This window comes from Xanthomonas melonis, assembly GCF_020783655.1.
GTDB lineage: Bacteria > Pseudomonadota > Gammaproteobacteria > Xanthomonadales > Xanthomonadaceae > Xanthomonas > Xanthomonas melonis.
Genome location: NZ_JAJGQH010000017.1, coordinates 59122 through 82599, shown reverse-complemented (window position 1 = coordinate 82599; position 23478 = coordinate 59122). Strand labels below are relative to the sequence as shown.

Sequence of the window (23478 nt, the reverse complement as noted above, 5' to 3'; positions counted from 1 at the left end):
GCCCCGCAGCGATGCCACTGGCATCGCCGCGCTCGGCATGAACTGGTCGGCTTCGCAGGTCGCCACCCTGGAGCGATCCGTGGGTGTGTCCGCCACTTCGGCTCACACCACCCGCCGCGCTGCCTAGGTGCCGTGCCTGGCCCCGGCATGCATCGTGCCCTCAACTGGACAGATGCTCGATGGCGGCGACGCTGCCGAGGCGGTCGCCGAGTTTCTTCAGCAGGGCGAGCCGGTTGGCACGCAGCTGCGGATCGTCGGCATTGACCATCACGCCGTCGAAGAACGCATCCACCTGCGGGCGCAGGCGCGCCAGGCGTGCGAGCACGGCGACGTAGTCGTGGCGATGCAAGGCATCGCCGGTGTCGCCGATGGCCGCTTCCACCGCTTCGGCCAGGGCCTGTTCAGCCGGTTCGCGCAGCAGCGTGGGATCGATGTCGCCGGGGATCTCGCCTTCCACCTTGCGCAGGATGTTGCGGATGCGCTTGTTGGCCGCAGCCAGCGCTTCGGCCTCGGGCAGGGTGGCGAAATTGCCGATGGCGTCGATGCGGCGGTCGAAGTCGTAGAGGGAGCCGAGTTGCAATTCTGCGACCGCGTTGAAGTGGGAGGCGGGAACGCCTTTGTCGGCGTAGTAGCTTTTTAGGCGGTCGAGGATGAAGTTGTAGATTTCCGTATCGATCTCGGGCGCATCGGATCCCAGGATGCGGAGTGCTCGAATCCGCAGGCGCTCCAGTCGGTCGATATCCACGGACTGGGGTCGATTCAGATAGTCCGCTTCCTCTTCGACCAGCTTGGCGAAGAAGCCTAGGCTTTCGATCCGTGCCGCGCCTGGTTGAGCTGCGAGCAGGATCAGTGCCTTCATGATCCACTCCCCGAGGTTCAGATCAAACCCACTCTCGATGATGGTCCGCGCCAATCCCAACGCATTACGCCGCAACGCGAACGGATCCTTGTTGCCGGTCGGCTTCAACCCAGCTGCAAACCCACCGGCCAACGTATCCAGCCGCTCGGCGATCGCCAGCACCTTGCCCAGCGGCGACAGTGCGATGTCGTCGCCGGCAAAGCGCGGTTGGTAGGCCTCGTCGATGGCCAGCGCGATTTCGCCGGGCTCGCCGGCGGCGGTGGCGTAATGGCGCCCGGCAATGCCCTGCAGTTCCGGGAATTCGTTGACCATGCGCGATTGCAGGTCGTTCTTGGCCAGTTCCGCTGCGCGACGCGCCTGCGCGGGGTCGGCGCCCACCTGCGGCGCGATCGCTTCGGCCAGTGCCGCCACGCGCGCGACCTTGTCGGCCACCGTACCCAGCTTTGCCTGGTAGGTCACCGTGCGCAGGCCGTCGCCCATCGCCTCCAGCCCCTGCTTGAGGTCTTCGTCGAAGAAGAACTTGGCGTCGGCAAAACGCGGGCGGATGACGCGCTCGTAGCCCTTGGCCACTTCGGCAACGTCCCTGGAGACGATATTGGCGATGCCGATGAACTGCTCGGTCAGCTTGCCGCCGGCATCGAGGACCGGGAAGAACTTCTGGTTGATCTCCATGGTTTCGATCAGCGCTTCCTGCGGCACCGCCAGGAAATCGCGCTCGAAACTGCACAGCACCGCCGATGGCCATTCGACCAGGTTGACCACCTGCTCCAGATTGTCGTCGCTGATGCGCGCGCTGCCGCCGGCCTGCTGTGCGGCGGCTTCCACTTCTTCGACGATGCGGGCGCGGCGCGCGTCGGCATCCACCAGCACGTGCGCGGCGCGCAGTGCGTCGATGTAGTCGCCCGGAGCGGCCAGCGACACGGCGCCTTCATGCATGAAGCGGTGACCGCGCGTCACGCGATCGCCGCGCACACCCAGCAATTCGGCCGGAATCACCTCGCTGCCGAACAGCAGCACCAGCCACTGCACCGGCCGTGCGAAGGCGTATTCGTGCGCGCCCCAGCGCATCGGCTTGGGAATGGGCATCGCGGCAATGGCGTCGCGCAGGATCTCCGGCAGCAGATCCGCGGTGCGCGCGCCCGGCGTCACTGCGCGGTGCACGAAGCGCTCGCCCTTGGCGTCGCTGGTGCGCTCCAGCGCGCTCCAGTCGATGCCGGCCTTGGCAGCGAAGCCGGCCAGTGCCTTGGTCGGCTGGCCCTGCGCATCCAGCGCGATGTTGAGATACGGCCCCAGCACTTCCGAGCGCTGCTCCGGCTGCTCGGTGGCCACGCCCGGCAACAGCACCGCCAGGCGACGCGGCGTGGACAGCGGCCTGGCATCGCCGCGGGTGACGGCGACGCCGCGCTTTTCCAGGCCGTTCAGCACGCCATCGAAAAAGGCCTGTGCCAGACCCGGCAGCGCCTTGACCGGCAGCTCTTCGGTGCCCAGTTCGATCAGCAGGGGAAGTTGTTCGCTCATATGACGTGGACCTTTGCGTAGTCCCTTCTCCCGTCGGGAGAAGGTGCCCCGAAGGGGCGGATGAGGGTACGGGCGAAGCTCTGTGGAGTTTGGGTGCATGAGGGCTGCGCCCCGTACCCTCACCCCAACCCCTCTCTCGAGGGGAGAGGGGCTTTTGGTCCCTTCTCCCTGCGGGAATAGGTGCCCCGAAGGGGCGGATGAGGGTACGGCCGAAGCCTATGGAGTTTGGGTGCACGAGGGCTGCGCCTCCGTACCCTCACCCCAACCCCTCTCCCGGCGGGAGAGGGGCTCGGTTACTTCCTCACTCCAGGAAACCCCAGCTTCTCGCGCTGCGCGTAGTAGGCCTGCGCCACGCCCTGGGCCAGCGCGCGCACGCGCAGGATGTAGCGCTGGCGCTCGGTCACGCTGATCGCGCGGCGCGCATCCAGCAGGTTGAAGGCGTGGCTGGCCTTGGTGACCTGCTCGTAGGCGGGCAACGGCAGGTCTACTTCGACCAGATGCTTGGCTTCGGCTTCGCAGGCATCGAAACGGTGGAACAACTCGGCCACGTTGGCGTGTTCGAAGTTGTAGGCGCTCTGCTCCACTTCGTTCTGGTGGTACACATCGCCATAGCTCACCGGCGTGCCATCCGGGCCGTAGGTCCACACCAGGTCGTAGACGTTGTCGCAGCTCTGCAGGTACATGCACAGCCGCTCCAGCCCATAGGTGATCTCGCCCAGCACCGGCTTGCACTCCAGCCCGCCGGCCTGCTGAAAATAGGTGAACTGGGTGACTTCCATGCCGTTGAGCCAGACTTCCCAGCCCAGACCCCAGGCGCCGAGCGTGGGCGATTCCCAGTTGTCTTCGACGAAGCGCAGGTCGTGCACCAGCGGGTCGATGCCCAGCGCCTTCAACGAGCCCAGGTACAGGTCCTGGATGTTGTCCGGGTTGGGCTTCATCGCCACCTGATACTGGTAGTAGCGCTGCAGGCGGTTGGGATTGTCGCCGTAGCGTCCGTCGGTGGGGCGGCGCGAGGGCTGCACATAGGCCGCATTCCACGGCTCCGGTCCCAGCGCGCGCAGGAAGGTGGCCGGGTGGAACGTGCCCGCGCCCACTTCCAGGTCCAAGGGCTGGATCAGCACGCAGCCCTGCTCGGCCCAGTACTGGTTGAGGGTCTGGATCAGGCCCTGGAAAGTGATTGGAACGCGCCGGGAATCGGACATGCAGCAAGGGCCGTGCGGAAGGGGTGCGCTAGTATACCGGCCCACCCGCGGCGCTTTGCCGCGGGCGATTGCCGCAAGGGACGATCAGCATGGAACAGCGGCGTAGCGCCGACCCGGACAGCGTAGCGGCGATCCTGCCGCGCGGCCGGTTGATGTTCGACACCGTGGCGGCCGCCCTGCTCGCCGATGGCATGGTGGTGCCGCACGAACACGAGCGCGTGCAGTTCTCCGGTGCCGGCGTGCGCACCGCCAGCGACGTGCATCCGCTGGTGCTGCTGGCCAACCTCAAGCTTCACGCTGCGCAGCCGCCGGCCGGCGAGCTGGGCCTGGAACGGCTCACCGAATGGCTGGCTACCCGCACCGGGCTGCGCTATCTGCGCATCGACCCCACCCGGATCGATGTGGCCGCGGTCACTGGCGTGGTCTCGCACGCCTACGCGCGCCGCCACCGCATCCTGCCGCTGGCGCTGGATGCCGAGCGCGTGCTGATCGCCACCAGCGAACCGCTGGCGCTGGACTGGCTGGCCGACGTGCAGCACCTGAGCCGCCGCCGCGTGGAGCTGGCGCTGATCAACCCGCTGGACCTGCATCGCTACACGATGGAGTTCTTCGGCGTCACCCAGTCGGTGCGTGGCGCGCGCGGCGATGCGCGCAGCACCGAATCCAATGCGGGCCTGCCCAGCTTCGAACAGCTGGTGGAACTGGGCCGCGCCGGCGACGTCAATGCCGACGATCACCACATCGTGCATATCGTCGACTGGCTGCTGCAGTACGCCTACGAACAACGCGCCAGCGATATCCACCTGGAGCCGCGCCGCGAGGCCGGGCGCATGCGCTTCCGCATCGATGGGGTGCTGCACAAGGTGCTGGAAGTGCCGCCCTCGGTGATGACCGCGGTGGTCAGCCGCATCAAGGTGCTCGGCCGCATGGACCTGGCCGAACGCCGCCGCCCGCAGGACGGCCGCATCAAGACCCGCTCGCCGGGCGGGCGCGAAGTGGAAATGCGCCTGTCCACCATGCCCACCGCGTTCGGCGAGAAGTGCGTGATGCGCATCTTCGACCCGGATTCGGCGTTCAAGAGCATCGAGCAGCTCGGCTTCAGCCCGGAAGAGGCCGCCGGCTGGAGCGCGCTGGTCGAGCGCCCGCACGGCATCGTGCTGGTCACCGGCCCCACCGGTTCGGGCAAGACCACCACGCTGTATTCCACGCTCAAGCGCCTGGCCACGCCGGACGTGAACGTGTGCAGCGTGGAAGACCCGATCGAGATGATCGCGCCGGAATTCAACCAGATGCAGGTGCAGCAGAACATCGACCTGGATTTTGCCAGCGGCGTGCGCACGCTGCTGCGGCAGGACCCGGACATCATCATGATCGGCGAAATCCGCGACCTGGAAACCGCGCAGATGGCGGTGCAGGCCTCGCTCACCGGCCACCTGGTGCTGTCGACGCTGCACACCAACGACGCCGCCTCGGCGATCACCCGCCTGCTCGACCTGGGCGTGCCGCACTATCTGGTGGCTTCCACGCTCAACGGCGTGCTGGCGCAGCGGCTGGTGCGCACCCTGTGCGTGCACTGCAAGCGGCCGCACACGCTCAGCGACGCCGACTGGGCGGCCCTGCGCGAGCCGGGCGAAGCACTGCCGGAACCGCTGAACGTGCACGCGCCGGTCGGCTGCCTGGAATGCCGCCGCACCGGCTACCTGGGCCGGGTGGGCCTGTACGAACTGCTGCCGGTCACCCCACGCCTGCGCACGCTGATCCGCCCCGACACCGAGCTGGCCAGCTTCAGCCAGGCTGCCCGCGGCGAAGGCCTGCGCACGCTGCGCCGCACCGGCTTGGAGAAGGTCGCCGCCGGGCTCACCACCATCGAAGAGGTACTGTCGGTGTTGCCGCCGCGGGAGTAACCGCAACGTCGTCCGGTGCCGCGGGCGCCCGCAGCATCCGCTCCACCCGCTGCTGGCCAGGACGGCCAGCTGCCCGTCCGAGGCCAACGGCCCGGCGCATGCGTCCATGGTCCAGTCGCGCGGCTGTCGGCCGATATCCAGGCATGCCATCGCGATGGGCCGTCGCCATCGCCTTCAGCCTTCCAGTCTCGAGGGAATCAGCACATGCCAATCGGCCATGACCCACAGCGTCTGCGTTGGCACGCAGCTTGAAAAAAACCGGCCACTGCCGCCTACAATCGAGGACATCTGTCGTGTCCGGATCCTTGCGCATGTCCGCTCTGCCGTTCCTGATCATCGAAACCGGTTGCCCCGTGCCGGAGATGAAGCGATACGGCCGTTTTCGCCACTGGATCCGCGTGGCGGCCGGGCTGGCCGAACACGAGACGGTGGCCATCGATGTTGCCAACGGCGACGCCCTGCCCGACCCGGCCGGCTTTGCCGGCACGATCGTCAGCGGCTCGGCCGCCTTCGTCACCGACCGCGCCGAATGGAGCGAGCGCAGCGCCGCTTGGCTACGCCAGGCCGCGCACCAGGGCAAGCCCTTGCTGGGCATCTGCTACGGGCACCAATTGCTGGCGCATGCACTGGGTGGCGAGGTCGACTACAACCCGGCCGGACGCGAGTCCGGTACGGTGGCGCTGGAACTGCATCCGCCGGCCGAGCAGGATCCGTTGTTTTCCGGCCTGCCGGGGCAGTTCCCTGCGCATGCCACCCACCTGCAGACGGTGGTACGCGCTCCGGACGGCGCCATCGTGCTGGCGCACTCGCGCCAGGACCGCTGCCATGCCTTCCGCTGGGGCCAGGCCACCTGGGGCGTGCAATTCCATCCCGAGTTCGCCACCCACCATATGCGCGGCTACGTGCAGGCGCGCGCGGAGTGCATCGCCCGCCACGGCCGCTGCGCCCGGACCGTGGCCCGTGAGGTCACCGCTGCGCCGGTCGCCCGCAAGCTGCTGCGCCGGTTCGTGCACCATGCCCGCGGCCTGCAGACAGTGAACGCTCGTCCCGCCGCGCACACGTAAAAGCGGCGATAATCGCGGGACGCCGGGTGGTCCGGCGCGCGTATCGATCCGGAATGGGAATGAGCGAAATTCGCAAGGTGCCGGCGTCTGCCGGCGCAGAATGGCTGTTGACCGGTTTCTCACTGCTCAAGCGGGCGCCGCTGGCGCTTGGCTCGCTGGGGGTGATCTGGAGCGTGGCCGCCTCGCTGGCGGTATCGCTGTCGGTACTGGTGCCGCTGCTGGGCCCGGCACTGCAGTTCCTGCTGGTGCTGGCCGGCCCGCTGTTCATGGGTGGCCTGCTGTGGGCGATCCGCGAAGTGGACGAAGGCCGCATCGCCAGGCCCGCGCACCTGTTGCACGGCCTGCAGGATGGCCGCGCGCCGCATCTGCTGGTGTCGCTGCTGCCCCAGCTGATCGCCGGCCTGCTGCTGGGCGTGCTGCTGCTGGTGATGATCGGCTCCAGCGGGCTGCAGCAGCTGTCGGAGGTGATGATCAAGATCAACCAGATCAGCCAGTCCGGCGCACAGCCGGACCCGGCGCAGATCGAGCAACTGGCGGCCAGCCTGCCGGCCGGGCGCATCCTGCTGTGGCTGCTGCTGACCATCGCCACCTTCGCGGCGATGACGTTGGCGTTGTTCGTGATGCCGCCGCAGGTGATGTTCGACCGCAGCACCGGCGGCCACGCGCTGCGCGAGAGCCTGCGTGCCAGTCTGCACAACCTGCCGGCAATGCTGGTGTTCTTCGTGCTGGCGTTCATCGCCATCTTCGCGATCTATTTCGCGGTGATGATCGTGGCGCTGATCGTCGGCCTGGTGGCCGGGCAGACCGTGGCGATGTGGCTGGCCCAGCTGCTGCTGATGGCGGTGCTGATGCCGGTGTTCGCCGGTTCGGTGTACGCGGCCTGGAAGCAGATGTTCACCCATGACAGCGCCGCCGCACGGCCCACCCCGCCGTCGCGGCCGGATGTGTTTGCAGCTTGATCTTGCGAGCCGTAGGAGCGCACCCGGACGCGACGAAGCTTTCCCGAGAAGGCCCGTCGCGCTCGGGTGCGCTCCTACGCAATTCGATCTGTCTGCATGGTGTCAGTCCGTCCGATTGAGTTCCATGCGAACGGCCGTGATGCAGTCGGGTATGTCGCCGAACGGCAATGGATGCGCTGCAAACAGGTTCTCGTAAATAATCACCTCTGCACCGGAGCTGGTTTCGCGCAGGTGTCCCACACCGCTGAAGGACGTATTGGCACTCTCTCTCAAGGTGGCATTACGGCCGTGGAAGAGGTCACTCGCAGCGTTACCGCACGTATCGATGTGTACCGTCAGCTCGCCATACATCGCGCTGATGAAGTCGTGTTGTTCGGTGCCGAATAGCTGGAACGGATCGACTGTGTTGCAAATCAGCAATACCGCCGGCATACCGACACTGGCAGCCGCGCGTAGTTGCCCCCGCGCTTCAACAATCTTCTGGCGCACATGCCAACCGATCGTCCTGGACCACACGCCATCCGGATCGATTCCGCGCATGCTTTCAATCTGCTTGATCTCGACGGCCACCACCTTGCGGCCGAGCAATACGTGGTAGTCGGGCGTGCAGGTTGATGTCTCAGCAATCCGCTGGCAGTCCAGCCGATGATGCGCGCAGAATGTTTCGAACAACTGCTCTGATGTGGTTCTTCGCATTCCCAGATCAGCTCGCAGACCGAGCGCGAATCAGGCGCTCTTCGGCCCCACCGCACGCGAGGCGATGATGCCCAGTTCGTAGAGCAGGCACATCGGGATGGCCAGCATCAGCTGCGAGACCACGTCAGGCGGGGTGAGCACGGCGGCCAGCACGAAGATGCCGACGATGGCGTAACCGCGGCCTTCGCTGAGCTGCTTGGGGCTGACCCAGCCCAGCAGCACCAGGATCACCAGCGCCACCGGCAACTCGAAACTCGCGCCGAAGGCGAAGAAGATCGCCAGCACGAAATCCAGGTAGGAATTGGCGTCCGGGGTGATCGCGATCACGTCGGGCTTGAACGTGGTCAGGAAGTGGAAGACCGCCGGCAGCACCAGGAAATAGGCGAACGCGCAGCCGATGTAGAACAACGCCACCGCCGAGGCCAGCAGCGGAAATGCGAGCTTCTTTTCGCGCTGGTACAACCCCGGCGCCACGAAGGCCCAGGCCTGGAACAGCAGCCACGGCACGCTGATGAACACCGCCAGGAAGAAGGTCAGCTTCAACGGAGCGAAGAACGCGCCGGCCGGATTCATCGCGATCATGGTCTGCCCCAGCGGCAGCTGCGCGATCAGCGGCGCGGCCAGCCAGGAATAGATCGCCCGCGAGAACGGCAGCAGGATCAGCAGCACCACGCCCAGGCCGATCAACGCGCGCACCAGGCGGGCGCGCAATTCCACCAGGTGCTCGATCAGACTGCTTTCGGCCTGTGCGTCGTCGAACAGGCTCACGGCTGGTTCTCCTGGATCTTGCTCGGCTCGGTCGGCATTGGCGCGGCCGGTGCGGTTGCATCGATGGGCGCGCTGGTCGCCGGCACCGGCGCGCGGGTGAGGTGCGCGGCGTGAGGTGCCGGCACCACGCTGTCGTGGGGGGCCGGAATCGGCGCCTGATGCGGCGCCGGCGCCATCGGCTGCGCTTGCGCGATGAGCGGTGCGGCAGGTGCGGCTTCAGCAGCATCCATGGTGCTGGTCGCAGCGTCGGCACCGGTGCCCGGCGCCAGATCCGCATGCGCCCGTTCCAGCGGCGTGGCGCTGGCACGGATGTCGATATCGCGGCTCACATCGTCGTGCAGCGCGCGTGCGCCGTGTTCGACCTGCTGCTGCGTGCTGCGCAACTCGGTTTCCGCCTGGCGCAACGAGGCCTGCACGTCCTGCAGGCTGCGCTTGAGTTCCTCGGCCTCCAGTTCGCGCTCCAGTTCCTGTTTGACCGAATCCCATTGCGCACGCGCGCGGCGCACCCACAGCCCAGCGAAACGGGCCGCCTTGGGCAGGCGCTCGGGGCCAAGCACAACCAGCGCAACGATCGCGATCAGCGTCAGTTCGCCAACACCTATGTCAAACACCGACGCTGCTCCGAATCAGCGCGCGTCGCGGTCGCGCTCGGCCTGCGCCTCACGCGCCTGCTCGGCAGCACGGGAGTCGTCGCCCAGCTTGCCGGCCGGCTTGTCGTCGTCGTGCATGCCCTTCTTGAATTCCTTGACGGCGCTGCCGAGATCCTTGGCGCCACTGGTCAGCCGCTTGGTACCGAACACCAGCAGCACGATCACCAGCACGATGAGCCAGTGCCAAATGCTGAAACCGCCCATGATCTGCTCGCTTGCTGAAAAGAAGGAACGCGCAGGATACCCCAGCGCACCGCGCAGGGGGATGACAGGCCGTCAGCGGTTGCCGTCCAGCGACTCGGTGCGGATTTCGCCCTCCGACACCGGCTGGAAGCCCTGCTGCGCTGGCGGTGTGGTGGTGGGTTGCATCGGCACCGTACTGGCCTCGTTGGCCGGCGGCGGCGCCAGCGGCGCTGGAGCCGGCGTGGCGCTGCGCGCGCGCGGTGCGGGCGCGGCGCCTGCACTGTCGCCGTCGCCGTCGCCGTCGCGATTGGTGCGTGCGGTATAGGTGGCCTCCTCCAGGCGATCGCGGAAGGCAATCACGTCGGTGGATGGCCGCTCGTTGGTGCGGCCTTCGAAGATCATGCGCGGCGTGGCACCGCCACCGTAGGCATTGAGGTCGGCGGCATCGTCGATCTGCAAGACTGCGCCGTCGAGCGCCACGCCGGCGAACAGGCCGCGCGCGCGCGACCACGACCAGATCTCGGCCTTGAGCTGGCCGTCGGTGGCGGCGGCGGCATTGCGACCGACCGGGCCGGCGGCCACGCCGGCGTCGGCGCCCAGGGTGAACTTGCCGTTGACGATGTTGTCCAGGCTGCGGTCGTTGCGGAACACCAGCACCACATCGGAGGACTGCACGCCGGCCTGGAAGCCGATGCTGCCGCCGGTGAGCTTGACGAACACCGGCTGCGACCAGCTGCCGTCCGGATTCTTCATCGACATCAGGCCGTGGCCACGGCGGCCGCCGATCACCAGCCCGGCCTTGAGCGTATCGGGGATGACCACGATGGCACGTGCCTCGTCGAGCAGCTTGTCGGGGATAGCCTGCTCGGGAATCTTCATGATCTCGTCCAGCACCCGCACCGCGTTACGCGCACGCTGATCCTCTTCCGGACCGGCGACGGCATGGCCGGCAACCAAGGTCAGCGACAACAACAGGGCCAGGCGCGACAGACGGGGCATGACAAACTCCACGGGGCGATCGGTCAAAGATAGCAATGGCGCGACGTTAGTGGTGGAGCAATGAATCGGTGGTGAGCGCAGCCGACGTGCAGGACGCAGCGGATCGGCGCGCCGTGGTCGGCAGCGCCGCCCGGCTCTGCCAGAATGGCCCGCATGAACATGCCCCCCGATTCCGCCCTGCTGGTCGTCAACCTGGGCACGCCCGATGCGCCCACCGCGCCGGCCGTGCGCCGCTACCTGGCCGAATTTCTCAGCGACCGCCGCGTGGTCGCGATCCCGCCGCTGTTCTGGAAGCCGCTGCTGTACGGTGTGATCCTGCCGATCCGCGGGCCCAAGTCGGCGGAGAAGTACGCCAAGGTGTGGTTGCCCGATGGCTCGCCGCTGGCGGTATACACCCGCCGCCTTGCCGAAGGCCTGCAGCAGGCCATGCCCGACTGGCAGGTGGATTGGGCGATGCGCTACGGCGCGCCGCCCTTGCGCAAGACGCTCGATGACCTGCGCGCACGCGGGATCAAACGCATCGTGGTGCTGCCGCTGTATCCGCAGTATTCGACCACCACCACCGCCTCGATCCAGGACGTGGTGGATGCCTGGCACCGCGACGCGCCGGAGATCGCGTTGCAGGTGATCGGCGACTATTGCGAAGACGCCGGCTGGGTGGCGGCGATCGCCGATTCGATTCGCGCGCACTGGCAGGTACATGGGCGCAGCGAGACGTTGATGTTCTCCTTCCACGGCCTGCCGCAACGCGTGGCCAATGCGGGCGATCCGTATCCGCAGCAATGCGAGCGCAGCGCGCAGGCGATCGCGTCCGCGCTCGGCCTGGGCGCGGACGACTGGCAGATGGGCTACCAGTCGCGCTTCGGCTCCGAGCGCTGGTTGCAGCCGTACGCAGAGCCCACCCTATGGAAACTGGCCGAAGGTGGCGTGCGCAGTTTCGACCTGGTGTGCCCGGGCTTTGCCACCGACTGCCTGGAAACCCTGGAAGAGGTGGCGCTGGGTTTTGCCGAAACGCTGGCCGAACGCGGCGCCACGCTCAGCTACATCCCCTGCCTCAATGCCGAAGCGGCACACGTGCAGGCATTGGCCGCACTGGCGCGGCGCGCGTGAGGCTGGAACCGTTCGACTGCACGCTGGCGATCGGCCGCGTCACCGGGTTGCGCAGCGCCGAACGCGGTCGGCGGCGAGTGCTGGCGCTGCATGGCTGGCTCGATAACGCAGCCAGTTTCCTGCCGTTGAGCGCACATCTGCAGGCGCCGGATCTGGACCTGGTGCTGCTTGACCTGCCCGGTCACGGTCACAGCGCGTGGCTGCCGGTGGGCGCCGAATACACCCTCAGCAGTGCCATCCACAATCTGCTGCAGGTGGCCGATGCGCTGGGTTGGGACCGCTTCACCCTGCTCGGCCATTCGCTGGGTGGCGGCGTGGCCAGCCTGATGGCGGCGGCTGCGCCCGAACGCATCGAGGCGCTGATGGTCATCGAGGCGCTGGGCGCCCTGGCCGAACCGGCCGAAAACACCGCCGAGCGCCTGCGCGATTCGGTGCGTTCGACGCGCAGCCTGCCGCAGCGGCCGCTGCGGGTGTTCGGCACGATGGAAGCGCCGATCCGCGCGCGCATGATGGCCAATCAGCTCACCGAGCCGGCCGCACGGCTGCTGGTGGAACGCGGCCTGCGCGCGGTCGAGGGTGGCTATAGCTGGTGCACCGATCCACGCCTGACCCTGCCCACCGCCATCCGCATGACCGAGGCGCAGATCGACGCGCTGCTGACGTCGATCGTGTGCCCGACCCAGGCGATCTTCGCCACACCGGCGCAGCCGTATTTTTCCGATACCTTGCGCGATCACCGCGTGGCGCTGGTGCCAGATGCACGCCTGGTGCTGCTGCCGGGCACGCACCATGTGCATATGGAAACACCGCAGCCGGTAGCGGCGGTGATCGATGCGTTTCTGGCGTCGTTGCCAGCACCGCATGCATGACCCACCTGACGACGGCCGGCCATGTTTTGGTCGCCGCGTCAGCTTGGCTGCAGCAACCGCCGCAGCTGCGCCTTGAGCTGGCGGCCGTGTTCGTGGAAGTAGCTGCGCTCGTCGCGCCAGGCGGGAAACCGCCGCTCCACTTCGGCCCAGAACGCCGGCGAGTGGTTGGCCTGCAGCAGATGGCAGAGCTCGTGCACCAGCACGTATTCGAACGCCGATGAGCGGCCCAGCACCAGCGCCAGATCCAGCGCCATCGAGCCATCCGGCGCGAGCGAGCCCCATTGCGAGGACATCACCTTCAGCCGCACGCGCGCCGGTGGGCGCGGCAGCCCCGGCAGATAGGTGGGCAACCAGCGGCCGACATCGGCGCGTGCCTGCGCCTCGTAGAATTCCTTCAATGTGCGGCGCAGGCCCGCTTCGCCCAAACGCGCCGGCACATGGAAATGCGCGCCCGTGTCATCGAGGTCGATGCGCGCGTAGCGCGCTTCGTGCCAGGCCAGCGGCAGCAGCGCGCCGCGCAATGGCAACACCCCCGGCACGCCGCGTTGCAGCGCGGGAAACGCATCGACCTGCTGGTAACGCGACAGCTGGGTGCCCAGCCAATCCAGATGCGCGTGCACGAAGCGCTCGCCGGCCACCAGGCTCGCACGCAGCGGCAGGGTGAGCCGCGCGCCGCGCTCGTCCACGCTGAGCTTGATACGGCGCGCGCGTGGGTCGCGTACGCGCAGCACCTCGATCTCGGCACCATCCAGCTGCACGCGCAGGCAGTCGCGTTCGACGACCTGCGGAGCGGGTGCAATCAGACGGCGGACGGGCTTGAACATGGGCACAGGATAGCGCTGCGATGTGTCAGGTGGTGAGAGCTTGTGCGCGATGTGCTGGCGCAGCCAGCGACGCGTGCGGAGCCGACCGACGCCGACGATGTCCTGCGACCGACGGCGCTGCCGGTACGCATTGCGACAGGGCCGATGAGCAGCAGCGCGCGGCAGACAGCGGCGCTGACGATGTCGGCAAGGCGCGATCGCGCTTGCATGGAGTGTCTGCCAGCATCGACCGCAGCGGCCTGTCCGCACCCTGGCTGGGAGCAGGCGCCAACCTCACGCGTTGCGCCACGGCCGGCGGGCGACCGGGCGTGCATGCGCCCGGTCGCCAACCGGATCACTCGGCCTTGCTGAGCTTCAATGCGCTTTCCAGCAGTACGAACAGCCGGCGCACTTCGGCGCTCATCAGCGCGAAACGCGCATCGAGTTCGGCACGCGCGCCGTCGTCTTCGCTATGTTCGAGCTGGTCCAACGCCCCGTCCAGGAACTTGAGCTTGCGGATCACCAGATCGTCGCCGAGCACGAACGAGAGATTGTCGTCCAGCACCAGCGCCAGCTTGGTGACCTGCTTGCCGGCTTCCAGATGCTTGTCGATCTCGTCGCCGCGCAGCTCCTGATGCTGGCACTTGACCACCGCGCCGCCTTCGATGGGATCCTTCATCTCGCATTCTTCGCCCAGGCTCAGGCCATCGGGCAGCGGTTCGCCAGCGATCCAGCCGGTGAGGATGGCGCGCGGGGCGACCTCGGCGTTGAGCGGCAATGCCGGGAAGCTGCCGAGCGCACCGCGGATCTCGCTCATCACATTCTCGCCGCTCTTGCGGCTGGAGGTGTTGACCGCGATATAGCCGTGCTGCAGATCCAGGATGGCGTCGGTGCGCGAGCTCTTGACGAAGGCGCGCGGCAGCAGCTCATGAATCAGGTCGTCCTTGAGCCGCTTGCGCGCCTTGCCACCCGGGCGGCGGCCTTCCTTTTCCTCGATCTCGGCCACCTTGCGCTCGAGCAGGTCGTTGACCACCGCGCCGGGCAGGATCTTGTCCTCGCCACCGACGGTGAGCCACAGGAAATCTTCCAGACGGTGCGAGAGCACTTCCTGCTCGTCGCGTCCGAACGGCGAGATGAAGCCGCGCGAACTCATTTCCAGCGGGCCGACCGGCTTGAGCTGCACCTGTGGCAGCAGCGTCTCGATCTCGGAGAAATCCAGCGTGGTGGGAAAACGGAACAGCGTGAGATTGCGAAAGAACATGGATAAGACCAAAGAGGGGAAACGTGGAGGTGGAAGACCGACGGTGACCTGGCGGGCGCGTCAGTCGCTATCGTGGCTGCCGTCGGCGGCAGCGTGCCAGTCAGTGGGATCGGGCGCGCCGGCATCGGGGCGGCGGCCAAGCGCCAGGAAATCGAACAGGGCGCGGTCGGCCAGCTGCTCGGGGCGCACGTCGCCCAGCGCACGCGCGATCTGCTCGACGCGCCCGGGCTGCTCCCGATCCCATTGCTGCAGCATGCGGCCGATCTGCTGGCGCTGCAGGTTTTCCTGGCTGCCGCACAGGTTGCAGGGAATGATCGGAAACTGCCGCGCCCGTGCGTAGGCGGCGATATCGGCCTCGCGCACATAGGCCAGCGGGCGGATGACCACGTGCGCACCATCGTCGCTGCGCAGCTTGGGCGCCATCGCCGCCAGGCGCGCGTGGTGAAACAGGTTCATGAAGAACGTGGCCACGATGTCGTCGCAGTGGTGGCCAAGCGCGATCTTGGTCACCCCGTGCGCCTGCGCGTAGGCGTACAGGGCGCCGCGCCGCAGACGCGAGCACAGCGAACACATGGTCTTGCCGGCCGGAATCACCCGGCTGACCACCGAATAGGTGTCCTGCTCGACGATGTCGTAAGGCACGCCCAGTGTGCGCAGATAGGTGGGCAGCACGTCGGCGGGAAAGTCCGGCTGTTTCTGGTCCAGATTCATCGCCACCAGCGTGAACGGCACCGGCGCCTTGCGCTGCAGCTGCAGCAGCATGTCCAGCAAGGTGTAGCTGTCCTTGCCGCCGGACAGGCACACCATCACCTTGTCGCCGGCGGCGATCATGCCGAAATCGGCGATCGCCTGGCCGACCTGGCGTTGCAGGCGCTTGCCCAGGCGCAGTCGCCGCTGGCGCGGGTCGCGCGGCGCGGGATCGGCCAGGGGTTGCGGCAGCGGCAGGACGGCGGTCATGAGCCGCCCATTGTAGCTGCCGGGGGGATTTGGATTGGGAGTGGGATTGGGTCGTGAGGTCAGCGGTGGCTGCCCCCATCCGCCCTTCGGGCACCTTCCCCCGTGAACGGGGGAAGCGAGCAAGCCCTGGTCGTGAGCTGCCCATCGTAGCTGCCGGGGGATTTGGATTGGGAGTGGGATTGGGTCGTGAGGTCAGCGGTGGCTGCCCCCATCCGCCCTTCGGGCACCTTCCCCCGTGAACGGGGGAAGGGAGCAAGCCCTGGTCGTTAGCCGCCCACTGTAGGTGCCGGTTGGATTTGGATCGGAGTGGGATTGGGTCGTGAGGTCAGCGGTGGCTGCCCCCATCCGCCCTTCGGGCACCTTCCCCCGTGAACGGGGAAGGGAGCAAGCCCTCTCCCGCTGTTGCTCGTCCCTCTCCCGCCTGCGGGAGAGGGTGCCCGAAGGGCGGGTGAGGGCCCGCTGGCACGCCCGCATCTCGCAGCGCAGCAAGCCTTTCGATGGCCGGCTGGGTAAAGTCGGCAGCAACGCTCGGCCTGGGATGGGCATGCCACTTTCAGCTTCGCTACAAGGCGCGGCTTTTTTCGGTCGCGATTGTGGTAGCGCTAACATTCACGCCAACGGCGTCGCGATCCGGCAAAACCTGCGACGCGGCACGGTCGTGACCATGCATCCAGCCATCCCGCATCCACGCTGCAGCGCCCCTCGCATCCGCGCCAACACCCTCTTCGTTCGTGCAGGAGTCACCCCATGAGCAACACCGTGTACATCGGCGCCAAGGAATACTTCCCCGGCATCGGCAGGATCGGCTTCGAAGGCCGCGACTCGGACAACCCGCTGGCGTTCAAGGTCTACGACGCCAACAAGAAAATCGGCGACAAGACCATGGCCGAGCACCTGCGCTTTGCCGTGGCCTACTGGCACAGCTTCTGCGGCAACGGCGCCGATCCGTTCGGCCCGGGCACGCGCGCCTATCCCTGGGATGCGGGCAACACCGCGCTGGCGCGCGCCGAAGCCAAGTCCGATGCGGCGTTCGAGTTCTTCACCAAGCTCGGCGTGCCGTACTACTGCTTCCACGACGTGGATCTGGCACCGGATGCGGACGACATCGGCGAGTACGAGCACAACCTCAGCCACATGGTCGGTATCGCCAAGCAGCGCCAGGCCGACACCGGCATCAAGCTGCTGTGGGGCACCGCCAACCTGTTCTCGCATGCGCGCTACATGAATGGTGCCTCCACCAACCCGGACTTCAACGTGGTGGCGCGTGCGGCCGTGCAGGTCAAGGCCGCGATCGATGCCACCGTGGAGTTGGGCGGGGAGAACTACGTGTTCTGGGGTGGCCGCGAAGGCTATGCCTGCCTGCACAACACCCAGATGAAGCGCGAGCAGGACAACATGGCGCGCTTCCTCACCCTGGCGCGCGACTATGGCCGCAGCATCGGCTTCAAGGGCAATTTCCTGATCGAGCCCAAGCCCATGGAGCCGATGAAGCACCAGTACGACTTCGACAGCGCCACGGTGATCGGTTTCCTGCGCCAGCATGGCCTGGACCAGGATTTCAAGCTCAATATCGAAGCCAACCACGCCACGCTTTCCGGGCACAGCTTCGAGCACGATCTGCAGGTGGCTTCCGATGCCGGCCTGCTGGGCAGCATCGATGCCAACCGCGGCAACCCGCAGAACGGCTGGGACACCGACCAGTTCCCGACCGACCTGTACGACACCGTCGGCGCGATGCTGGTGGTGCTGCGCCAGGGTGGGCTGGCGCGGGGCGGGCTGAACTTCGACGCCAAGGTGCGCCGCGAATCGTCCGACCCGCAGGACCTGTTCCTGGCCCACATCGGCGGCATGGACGCGTTCGCGCGTGGGCTGGAAGTGGCCAACGCGCTGCTGACGTCTTCGCCGCTGGAACGCTGGCGCGCCGAGCGCTATGCCAGCTTCGACAGCGGCGCAGGCGCCGACTTCGCGGCAGGCAAGACCACCTTGGCGGATCTGGCCAAGCATGCTGCCGGCAATGCGCCCACGCAGATCAGCGGCCGTCAGGAAGCCTACGAGAACCTGATCAATCAGTATCTGACGCGGTGATCCAGCACGCACATGTGCGTGCAGCATCCACATGGGTGCGCGTCACCTGCATGCGCTGCGAGTGCCGCGTATGCAGGCGGCGTTGCAACGAAAGCCGTCGACAGCCCACACCGTGCGTATATCCGTAGACGGCATGCGCACCAGCGGGTTGCACAGTCCACTGGCCCGGCAGTATCGGCCGGGTGCTGCGCGGCGCGCGACCAGCGTCTTCTATTCGGCCGGATCGACCGATGTCGGTGCGGCCACCGAATCCCGCTTGACCAGCAGGTGCGCGACCACATGATCGACCATCTTCGAGCTGCGTTCCTTGGCGCGAATCGTCTTGAGCAGGATATCCAGGGCGGCATCGGCCATGGCGGCGATGGGCTGCTGCACGGTGGTGAGTTCCGGCCAGACGGCGGTGGCGGCGGAAGTGTCGTCGAATCCCACCACCGACAGATCGCGCGGCACGTCCATCCCGCGCCGATGCGCCACCGAGATGGCGGCGGCGGCCATGTCGTCATTGCTGGCAAAGATGGCGCTGGGGCGGCGCTTGCGCGCAAGCAGTCGCTCGGCGGCCAGCAGACCGGAGCGGTAGGTGTAGTCGCCCGATTGCACCAGATGCCGGTCCAGGCGCAGACCGGCATCGGACAAGGCAGCCTGGAATCCTTCGAAACGGCGCGTGCTGGCCGACAGGTTCGGATGCCCGGCGATGTAGCCGATGCGCGTGTGTCCCTGCGCGATCAGATGCTCGGTGATTTCCTTGGCGGCAGCGAATTCGTCGATGCGCACGCAGGCGACATCGGGGCTGAAGTGATTGGAAGCGATCGCCACCACCGGCACCTTGGCGCGCACCAGTTCCAGCACCGCTGCCCTGGATTCGCACAGCGGCGGCGGCAGGATCACGCCGGCCACGCCCTTGGCGAGTTTGCGTGCGGCACGGCGCTCGGCGTCGGTATCCAGGTCGTCCCAGCAATCGATGACCAACTGGATCGAAGTGCGCGAGGCGACCCGCAGCACGCCCAGCAGCAATTCGCGCAGGTACGCGCCGCTGGGGTCGCTGTAGATCAAGGCGATGCGCGTGCTCTGCGCGGCGGCCAGGGCGCTGGCAGCCAGATTGGGCGTGTAGCCGAGCTTGTTCACCGCGCGCATGACGCGCTCGCGGGTGGCCTCGCGCACGCTGCCGTTGTTGTTGACCACGCGCGAGACCGTCATCGGCGACACTTTCGCCAGCGTCGCCACCTCGTCGATGGTGGTCGCGCGGCTGGTGCGGCGGACCGATTTCCTGACCTTCTCCAAGTGTGGCCTCTTCAGGTGAGTGCGAAAGCTGCACGATGCATACCGACAGCGGCAATGACGTCCGCACCCAGGGCATACACGACGATGCGCGCCATGGTACCGGGAAGCAGACAGAGCGGGGAAACCGGCGACGATGCGCCAAGCGCCGTGGAGCAGATGTCATGAGCGGGCAGGCCAACGGCAACAATCGCGCTTCAATGGGTGCCTGCTTACTGATGGGGCTGATGCTGCTATGCGGCGCGTTCCTGCCCATTGCCCAGGCACGTGCCGAGGATGGCTATGCGTTGTGGTTGCGCTACCAACAGGTGGATGACGCCACCGCATTGCGCGAATACACCCGGGCACTGGTGGTCGCAGGCGATTCACCGACCCTGCGGGCTGCGCGCCAGGAGCTGCAGCGCGGTCTGCAAGGCCTGCTGGGCGCCGCGCCGCCGCTGGCCGATGCGATCGTGCGCGATGGCACGCTGTTGCTGGGGACGGCCAGCGCGCCGCAACTGGCAGCCCTGCAGCTGGACACCGCGGATCTGGACCGCGAGGGCTACCTGATCCAGTCGGTCACCGTGAACGATCGCCACACTGTTGCGATCGTGGGCGGTAGCGATATCGGTGCGTTGTACGGCGCATTCCACTTCCTGCGCCTGCTGCAGACCGGCCAATCGATCGCCGCGTTGAACGTGCGTGGCTCGCCGCGCCTGCAACTGCGCATGCTCAACCATTGGGACAATCTCGATGGCGTGGTGGAGCGCGGCTATGCCGGCGCCTCGCTATGGAACTGGCAGACCTTGCCGGGTTACCTGGATCCGCGTTACACCGATTACGCACGCGCCAACGCCTCGCTGGGCATCAATGGCACCGTGCTCAACAATGTCAATGCCAAGGCCTGGAGCCTGACGCCGCAGTATCTGGACAAGGCAGCGGCACTGGCAAATGTGTTTCGTCCGTATGGCATCCGGGTGTTTCTCAGCGCGCGCTTCAGTGCGCCGATCGAGATCGGTGGCCTGCCCACGGCCGATCCGCTCGACCCGCGGGTGCGGCAGTGGTGGCGCGACAAGGCCGACGAGATCTATGCGCGCATTCCGGATTTCGGTGGGTTCCTGGTCAAGGCCAATTCCGAAGGACAGCCTGGGCCGCAGGATTACGGACGCACCCATGCCGATGGCGCGAACCTGCTGGCCGCTGCGCTGGCGCCACGCGGTGGCGTGGTGATGTGGCGGGCGTTCGTGTATTCGCACGAGCAGCCCGACGACCGCGCCAAGCAGGCCTATAGCGAGTTCATGCCGCTGGACGGCGCATTTGCCGACAACGTGATCGTGCAGGTGAAGAACGGCGCCATCGACTTCCAGCCGCGCGAGCCATTCCACCCGTTGTTCGGTGCGATGCGCCGGACGCCGTTGATGCCCGAATTCCAGATCACCAAGGAGTATCTGGGTTTTTCCACGCATCTGGCCTATCTGGGCACGCTGTTCTCCGAGACCCTGCAGGCCGATACCTATGCGCGCGGCAAGGGCTCGACGGTCGCCAGGACGGTGGATGGCAGCCTGTTCGATGATGCCAAGCGCAAGCGGCTGACCGGCATGGCCGGCGTGGCCAATATCGGCGCCGATCGCAACTGGAGCGGCTCGATCTTCGATCAGGCCAACTGGTATGCGTATGGGCGGCTGGCATGGGACCCGCAGCTGTCGCCGCAGGCGATCGCGCAGGACTGGGTGCGCATGACCTTTTCCAACGATCCGGCGGTGGTCGCGCCGGTGGTCGGCATGCTGCTGCGCTCGCGCGAGGCCGTGGTGGACTACATGACGCCGCTGGGCTTGCATCACCTGATGGGCCGCGGCCACCATTACGGCCCGGCGCCCTGGGATGCCGGCAGCGAGCGTCCGGATTGGGACCCGGTGTATTACCACCGCGCCGACCGTCACGGGATTGGCTTCGACCGCAGCGCCAGCGGCAGCAACGCGGTGGCGCAGTACGCAGCGCCGGTGGCGCGGGTGTTCGGCGATGCGCGGCGGGCCCCCGAGCAGTACCTGCTGTGGTTCCATCATCTGCCGTGGGATCACCGCATGGCGTCCGGCAGGACGCTGTGGGACGAGCTGGTCTGGCATTACGACCATGGCGTGGCCGAGGTGGCTGCCATGCGCAGGACCTGGCAAGGCCTGGCCGGCAGGATCGATCCGCCGCGCTACCAGCAGGTGGCCGATTTCCTGGCCATCCAGCAGCGCGAGGCGCAGTGGTGGCGCGATGCCAGCATCGCCTATTTCCAGAGCGTGTCCGGGCGCGCATTGCCGCCGGGCGCGGCCGCACCCGCGCATCCGCTGGCGTACTACCAGAGCCTGACCTTTCCGTACGCACCGGGAAATCCGAAATGAACCTGCGCAGCCTCAGCCTGCTGCTGGCCGCGCTGGCAGCCGATGCGGCCTGCGCAGCGGATGCACCGCTGCTGCATCCGCTGTTCCAGGACCATATGGTGCTGCAACGCGATGCGCCGATCCGGGTGTGGGGCGATGCGGCGCCCGGTGCGCGCGTGCGGGTGCGGTTGCAGGCCCAGCAGCGACAGGTGCGCGCGGATCGCCAGGGCCACTGGCAGGTGCAGCTGCCTGCGCAGACGGCGGGCGGGCCGTACACGCTGACCGCCAGCAGTGCCGACGGCACCACGCAACAGGTGACCGATGTGCTGATCGGCGATGTCTGGCTGTGTTCGGGCCAGTCGAACATGGAACTGCAGGTGCATCGCACGCTGGATGCGCGCAGCGCGATCGCCGATGCCGATCAACCGGACATCCGCATGTTCAAGGTGCCGGCGCAGTCCAGCCCTACCCCGCAGCGCAGCTTCGGCGGCCCGGCGCAATGGCAGCGCACCACGCCGGAGGCGGTGAAGGACTTCTCCGCCGCGTGCTATTACTTCGCACGCGAGTTGCGCAAGAGCGTCGCCGTTCCGATGGGGCTGATCAACGCCTCCTGGGGTGGCTCGCAACTGCAGGCCTGGATCGGCGAGGCGGCGCTGCGTGCGGCCGGCGACGATGGTCCGGCACTGGATGTGCTGGCGCGGTATGCCGGCAGCCCGGTGGAGGCGGCGCCACGCTGGGCGAGGCTGTGGGAAACCTGGTGGCGCGCGCATGGCGAAGGCGAGCCGTGGCAGCCGGATGCGCCGGGCGCGTGGCAAGCGGCACCTGCCGGGCTGGGCGCGTGGGACGACTGGGGCGTGCCGCAGCTGGTGGGCTTCAACGGCATGCTCTGGTACCGCACCAGCGTGGAGCTGACGCCCGCGCAAGCCGCGCAGCAGGCAACGCTGGTGCTTGGGCCGGTGGACGAGCTGGACCAGACCTGGGTCAACGGCGTCGGCGTGGGTAGCAGCTACGGCGCCGACCAGCCGCGCCGCTACACGCTCCCACGCGGTCACCTGCATGCCGGGCGCAACAGTATCGTGCTCAACGTGCTCAATACCTATCGACGCGGCGGCCTGCTCGGCGATGCCTCCTCGCGTGCGCTGCAGTTCGCCGACGGCAGCACGCTGCCGCTGAGCGCGCCCTGGCAGTACCGCATCGTGCCGCCGCAGCTGGGCTCGCCGCCCCGTGCGCCGTGGTCATCGGCTGCAGGACTGACCACCTTGTACAACGGCATGATCGCCCCGCTCGGTCACCTGGGCCTGCGCGGGGTGCTGTGGTACCAGGGCGAATCCAATGCCGGCGATGCGGCGCATTACCCGGCCCTGCTGGAGGCATGGCGCCACGACTGGCGCGGGCGCTTCGGGGCGCAGTTGCCGTTACTCGTCGTGCAGCTGGCCAACTACGGCACGCCGCCCACGCAACCGGCGGAGAGCGGCTGGGCGCAGCTGCGCGAGGCACAACGCCGCTTCGTGGCCGGGGACGCGCATGCCGGCCTGGCAGTGGCGATCGATATCGGCGACCGCTACGACATCCATCCGGCCAACAAGCAGGAGCTGGGCCGGCGCCTGGCACGTGCGGCCCGGCGCGTGGTGTATGGCGAGGCGCTCGCGCCGTCGGGCCCGGTGCCGCGGGTGGCGCAGCGCGTGGGCGACAGCGTGCGCATCGCCTTCGACGAGGTGGATGGCGCGCTGCTGAGTTACGGCAACGATGCGCCGATCGGCTTCGAGGTCTGCGGCGCGGCGGCCGGCAGCTGCCGGTATGCCAGCGCCAGCGTGCGCGAGCACGTCGTCAGCCTGCGTATTCCCTCGGGCATGGATGCGGCGCGTGTGCGCTACTGCTGGGCCGACAGCCCGGTGTGCACGCTGTACGACCGCAGCGGCCTGCCGGCTGGCCCGTTCGAAGCTCCCGTCACCGCCACCACTTCCCCCTGAA

19 protein-coding genes are annotated in these 23478 nt (G+C 67.5%); 8 read left to right on the top strand and 11 right to left on the bottom strand.

Translation table 11 applies throughout. The features are described from left to right. Window positions 1-160 precede the first annotated feature (160 nt). A complete protein-coding gene (gene glyS, locus LL964_RS16915; protein WP_104588397.1) occupies window positions 161-2377 on the bottom strand; it encodes a glycine--tRNA ligase subunit beta in 2217 nt (738 codons plus the stop codon). A 293-nt stretch (window positions 2378-2670) separates the two neighbouring features. After that, window positions 2671-3579, bottom strand: a complete 909-nt coding sequence (glyQ, locus tag LL964_RS16910) for a glycine--tRNA ligase subunit alpha (RefSeq protein ID WP_104588398.1) — start codon at window positions 3577-3579, stop codon at window positions 2671-2673. Between the two features lie 89 nt (window positions 3580-3668). Here glyQ and LL964_RS16905 point away from each other — a divergent pair, with 89 nt between their 5' ends. From LL964_RS16905 to LL964_RS16895, 3 genes are all read left to right on the top strand, one after another. Beyond that, a complete protein-coding gene (locus tag LL964_RS16905; RefSeq protein ID WP_104588399.1) occupies window positions 3669-5483 on the top strand; it encodes a GspE/PulE family protein in 1815 nt (604 codons plus the stop codon). A 311-nt stretch (window positions 5484-5794) separates the two neighbouring features. Then, entirely contained in the window at window positions 5795-6547 is a 753-nt protein-coding gene (locus LL964_RS16900) for a glutamine amidotransferase (protein ID WP_104588400.1), read from the top strand. Between the two features lie 59 nt (window positions 6548-6606). Further along, entirely contained in the window at window positions 6607-7506 is a 900-nt protein-coding gene (locus LL964_RS16895) for a BPSS1780 family membrane protein (RefSeq protein ID WP_104588401.1), read from the top strand. 102 nt (window positions 7507-7608) lie between these two features. On the opposite strand, the gene LL964_RS16890 is transcribed toward LL964_RS16895, so the two are convergent. From LL964_RS16890 to LL964_RS16870, 5 genes are all read right to left on the bottom strand, one after another. Beyond that, window positions 7609-8202, bottom strand: coding sequence for a hypothetical protein (locus LL964_RS16890; RefSeq protein WP_228329473.1), 594 nt, complete (start codon window positions 8200-8202; stop codon window positions 7609-7611). A gap of 30 nt (window positions 8203-8232) precedes the next feature. Beyond that, window positions 8233-8970, bottom strand: a complete 738-nt coding sequence (tatC, locus tag LL964_RS16885) for a twin-arginine translocase subunit TatC (protein WP_104588402.1) — start codon at window positions 8968-8970, stop codon at window positions 8233-8235. Then, window positions 8967-9581, bottom strand: a complete 615-nt coding sequence (tatB, locus tag LL964_RS16880; protein WP_104588403.1) for a Sec-independent protein translocase protein TatB — start codon at window positions 9579-9581, stop codon at window positions 8967-8969. Before tatB ends, tatC begins: the two co-directional genes overlap by 4 nt. A 15-nt stretch (window positions 9582-9596) precedes the next feature. Next, window positions 9597-9824 carry a Sec-independent protein translocase subunit TatA gene (gene tatA, locus LL964_RS16875; RefSeq protein ID WP_104588404.1) on the bottom strand — a complete coding sequence of 76 codons (228 nt, stop codon included), beginning with the start codon at window positions 9822-9824 and terminating at the stop codon, window positions 9597-9599. Window positions 9825-9896: 72 nt separating this feature from the next. Next, on the bottom strand, window positions 9897-10802 hold the full coding sequence (locus LL964_RS16870; RefSeq protein ID WP_167395408.1) for a lipid-binding SYLF domain-containing protein: 906 nt from the start codon (window positions 10800-10802) through the stop codon (window positions 9897-9899). Between the two features lie 144 nt (window positions 10803-10946). On the opposite strand from LL964_RS16870, the gene hemH reads away from it, so the two are divergent. After that, window positions 10947-11912 carry a ferrochelatase gene (gene hemH, locus LL964_RS16865; protein WP_104588406.1) on the top strand — a complete coding sequence of 322 codons (966 nt, stop codon included), beginning with the start codon at window positions 10947-10949 and terminating at the stop codon, window positions 11910-11912. 2 nt (window positions 11913-11914) lie between these two features. Continuing rightward, entirely contained in the window at window positions 11915-12781 is an 867-nt protein-coding gene (locus LL964_RS16860) for an alpha/beta fold hydrolase (RefSeq protein ID WP_167395415.1), read from the top strand. A gap of 38 nt (window positions 12782-12819) precedes the next feature. Here LL964_RS16860 and LL964_RS16855 read toward each other — a convergent pair whose 3' ends face one another. The 3 genes from LL964_RS16855 to ttcA form a co-directional block, all read right to left on the bottom strand. After that, complete coding sequence (locus LL964_RS16855; protein WP_167395409.1) at window positions 12820-13605, bottom strand: YgjP family zinc-dependent metalloprotease; 786 nt, start codon at window positions 13603-13605, stop codon at window positions 12820-12822. A gap of 334 nt (window positions 13606-13939) precedes the next feature. Next, window positions 13940-14845, bottom strand: coding sequence for a recombination-associated protein RdgC (locus LL964_RS16850; RefSeq protein ID WP_104588409.1), 906 nt, complete (start codon window positions 14843-14845; stop codon window positions 13940-13942). 60 nt (window positions 14846-14905) lie between these two features. Then, window positions 14906-15802 (bottom strand): tRNA 2-thiocytidine(32) synthetase TtcA, encoded by an 897-nt coding sequence (gene ttcA, locus LL964_RS16845; protein ID WP_104588410.1) that lies wholly within the window; start codon window positions 15800-15802, stop codon window positions 14906-14908. 747 nt (window positions 15803-16549) lie between these two features. Between ttcA and xylA the strand changes: the two genes are divergently transcribed. After that, window positions 16550-17887: a xylose isomerase gene (xylA, locus tag LL964_RS16840; protein WP_228329472.1), complete on the top strand. Its 1338-nt coding sequence runs from the start codon at window positions 16550-16552 to the stop codon at window positions 17885-17887. A gap of 210 nt (window positions 17888-18097) precedes the next feature. Here the strand turns inward: xylA and LL964_RS16835 are convergent, their stop codons facing one another. Next, window positions 18098-19165 (bottom strand): LacI family DNA-binding transcriptional regulator, encoded by a 1068-nt coding sequence (locus tag LL964_RS16835; protein ID WP_146092419.1) that lies wholly within the window; start codon window positions 19163-19165, stop codon window positions 18098-18100. Window positions 19166-19362: 197 nt separating this feature from the next. Here LL964_RS16835 and LL964_RS16830 point away from each other — a divergent pair, with 197 nt between their 5' ends. Both LL964_RS16830 and LL964_RS16825 read left to right on the top strand, forming a co-directional pair. Beyond that, window positions 19363-21528 carry an alpha-glucuronidase family glycosyl hydrolase gene (locus tag LL964_RS16830; protein ID WP_146092423.1) on the top strand — a complete coding sequence of 722 codons (2166 nt, stop codon included), beginning with the start codon at window positions 19363-19365 and terminating at the stop codon, window positions 21526-21528. After that, on the top strand, window positions 21525-23477 hold the full coding sequence (locus LL964_RS16825) for a sialate O-acetylesterase (RefSeq protein WP_104588413.1): 1953 nt from the start codon (window positions 21525-21527) through the stop codon (window positions 23475-23477). The genes LL964_RS16830 and LL964_RS16825 overlap by 4 nt, the downstream gene beginning before the upstream one ends. The last annotated feature ends 1 nt before the right edge of the window (window position 23478 follow it).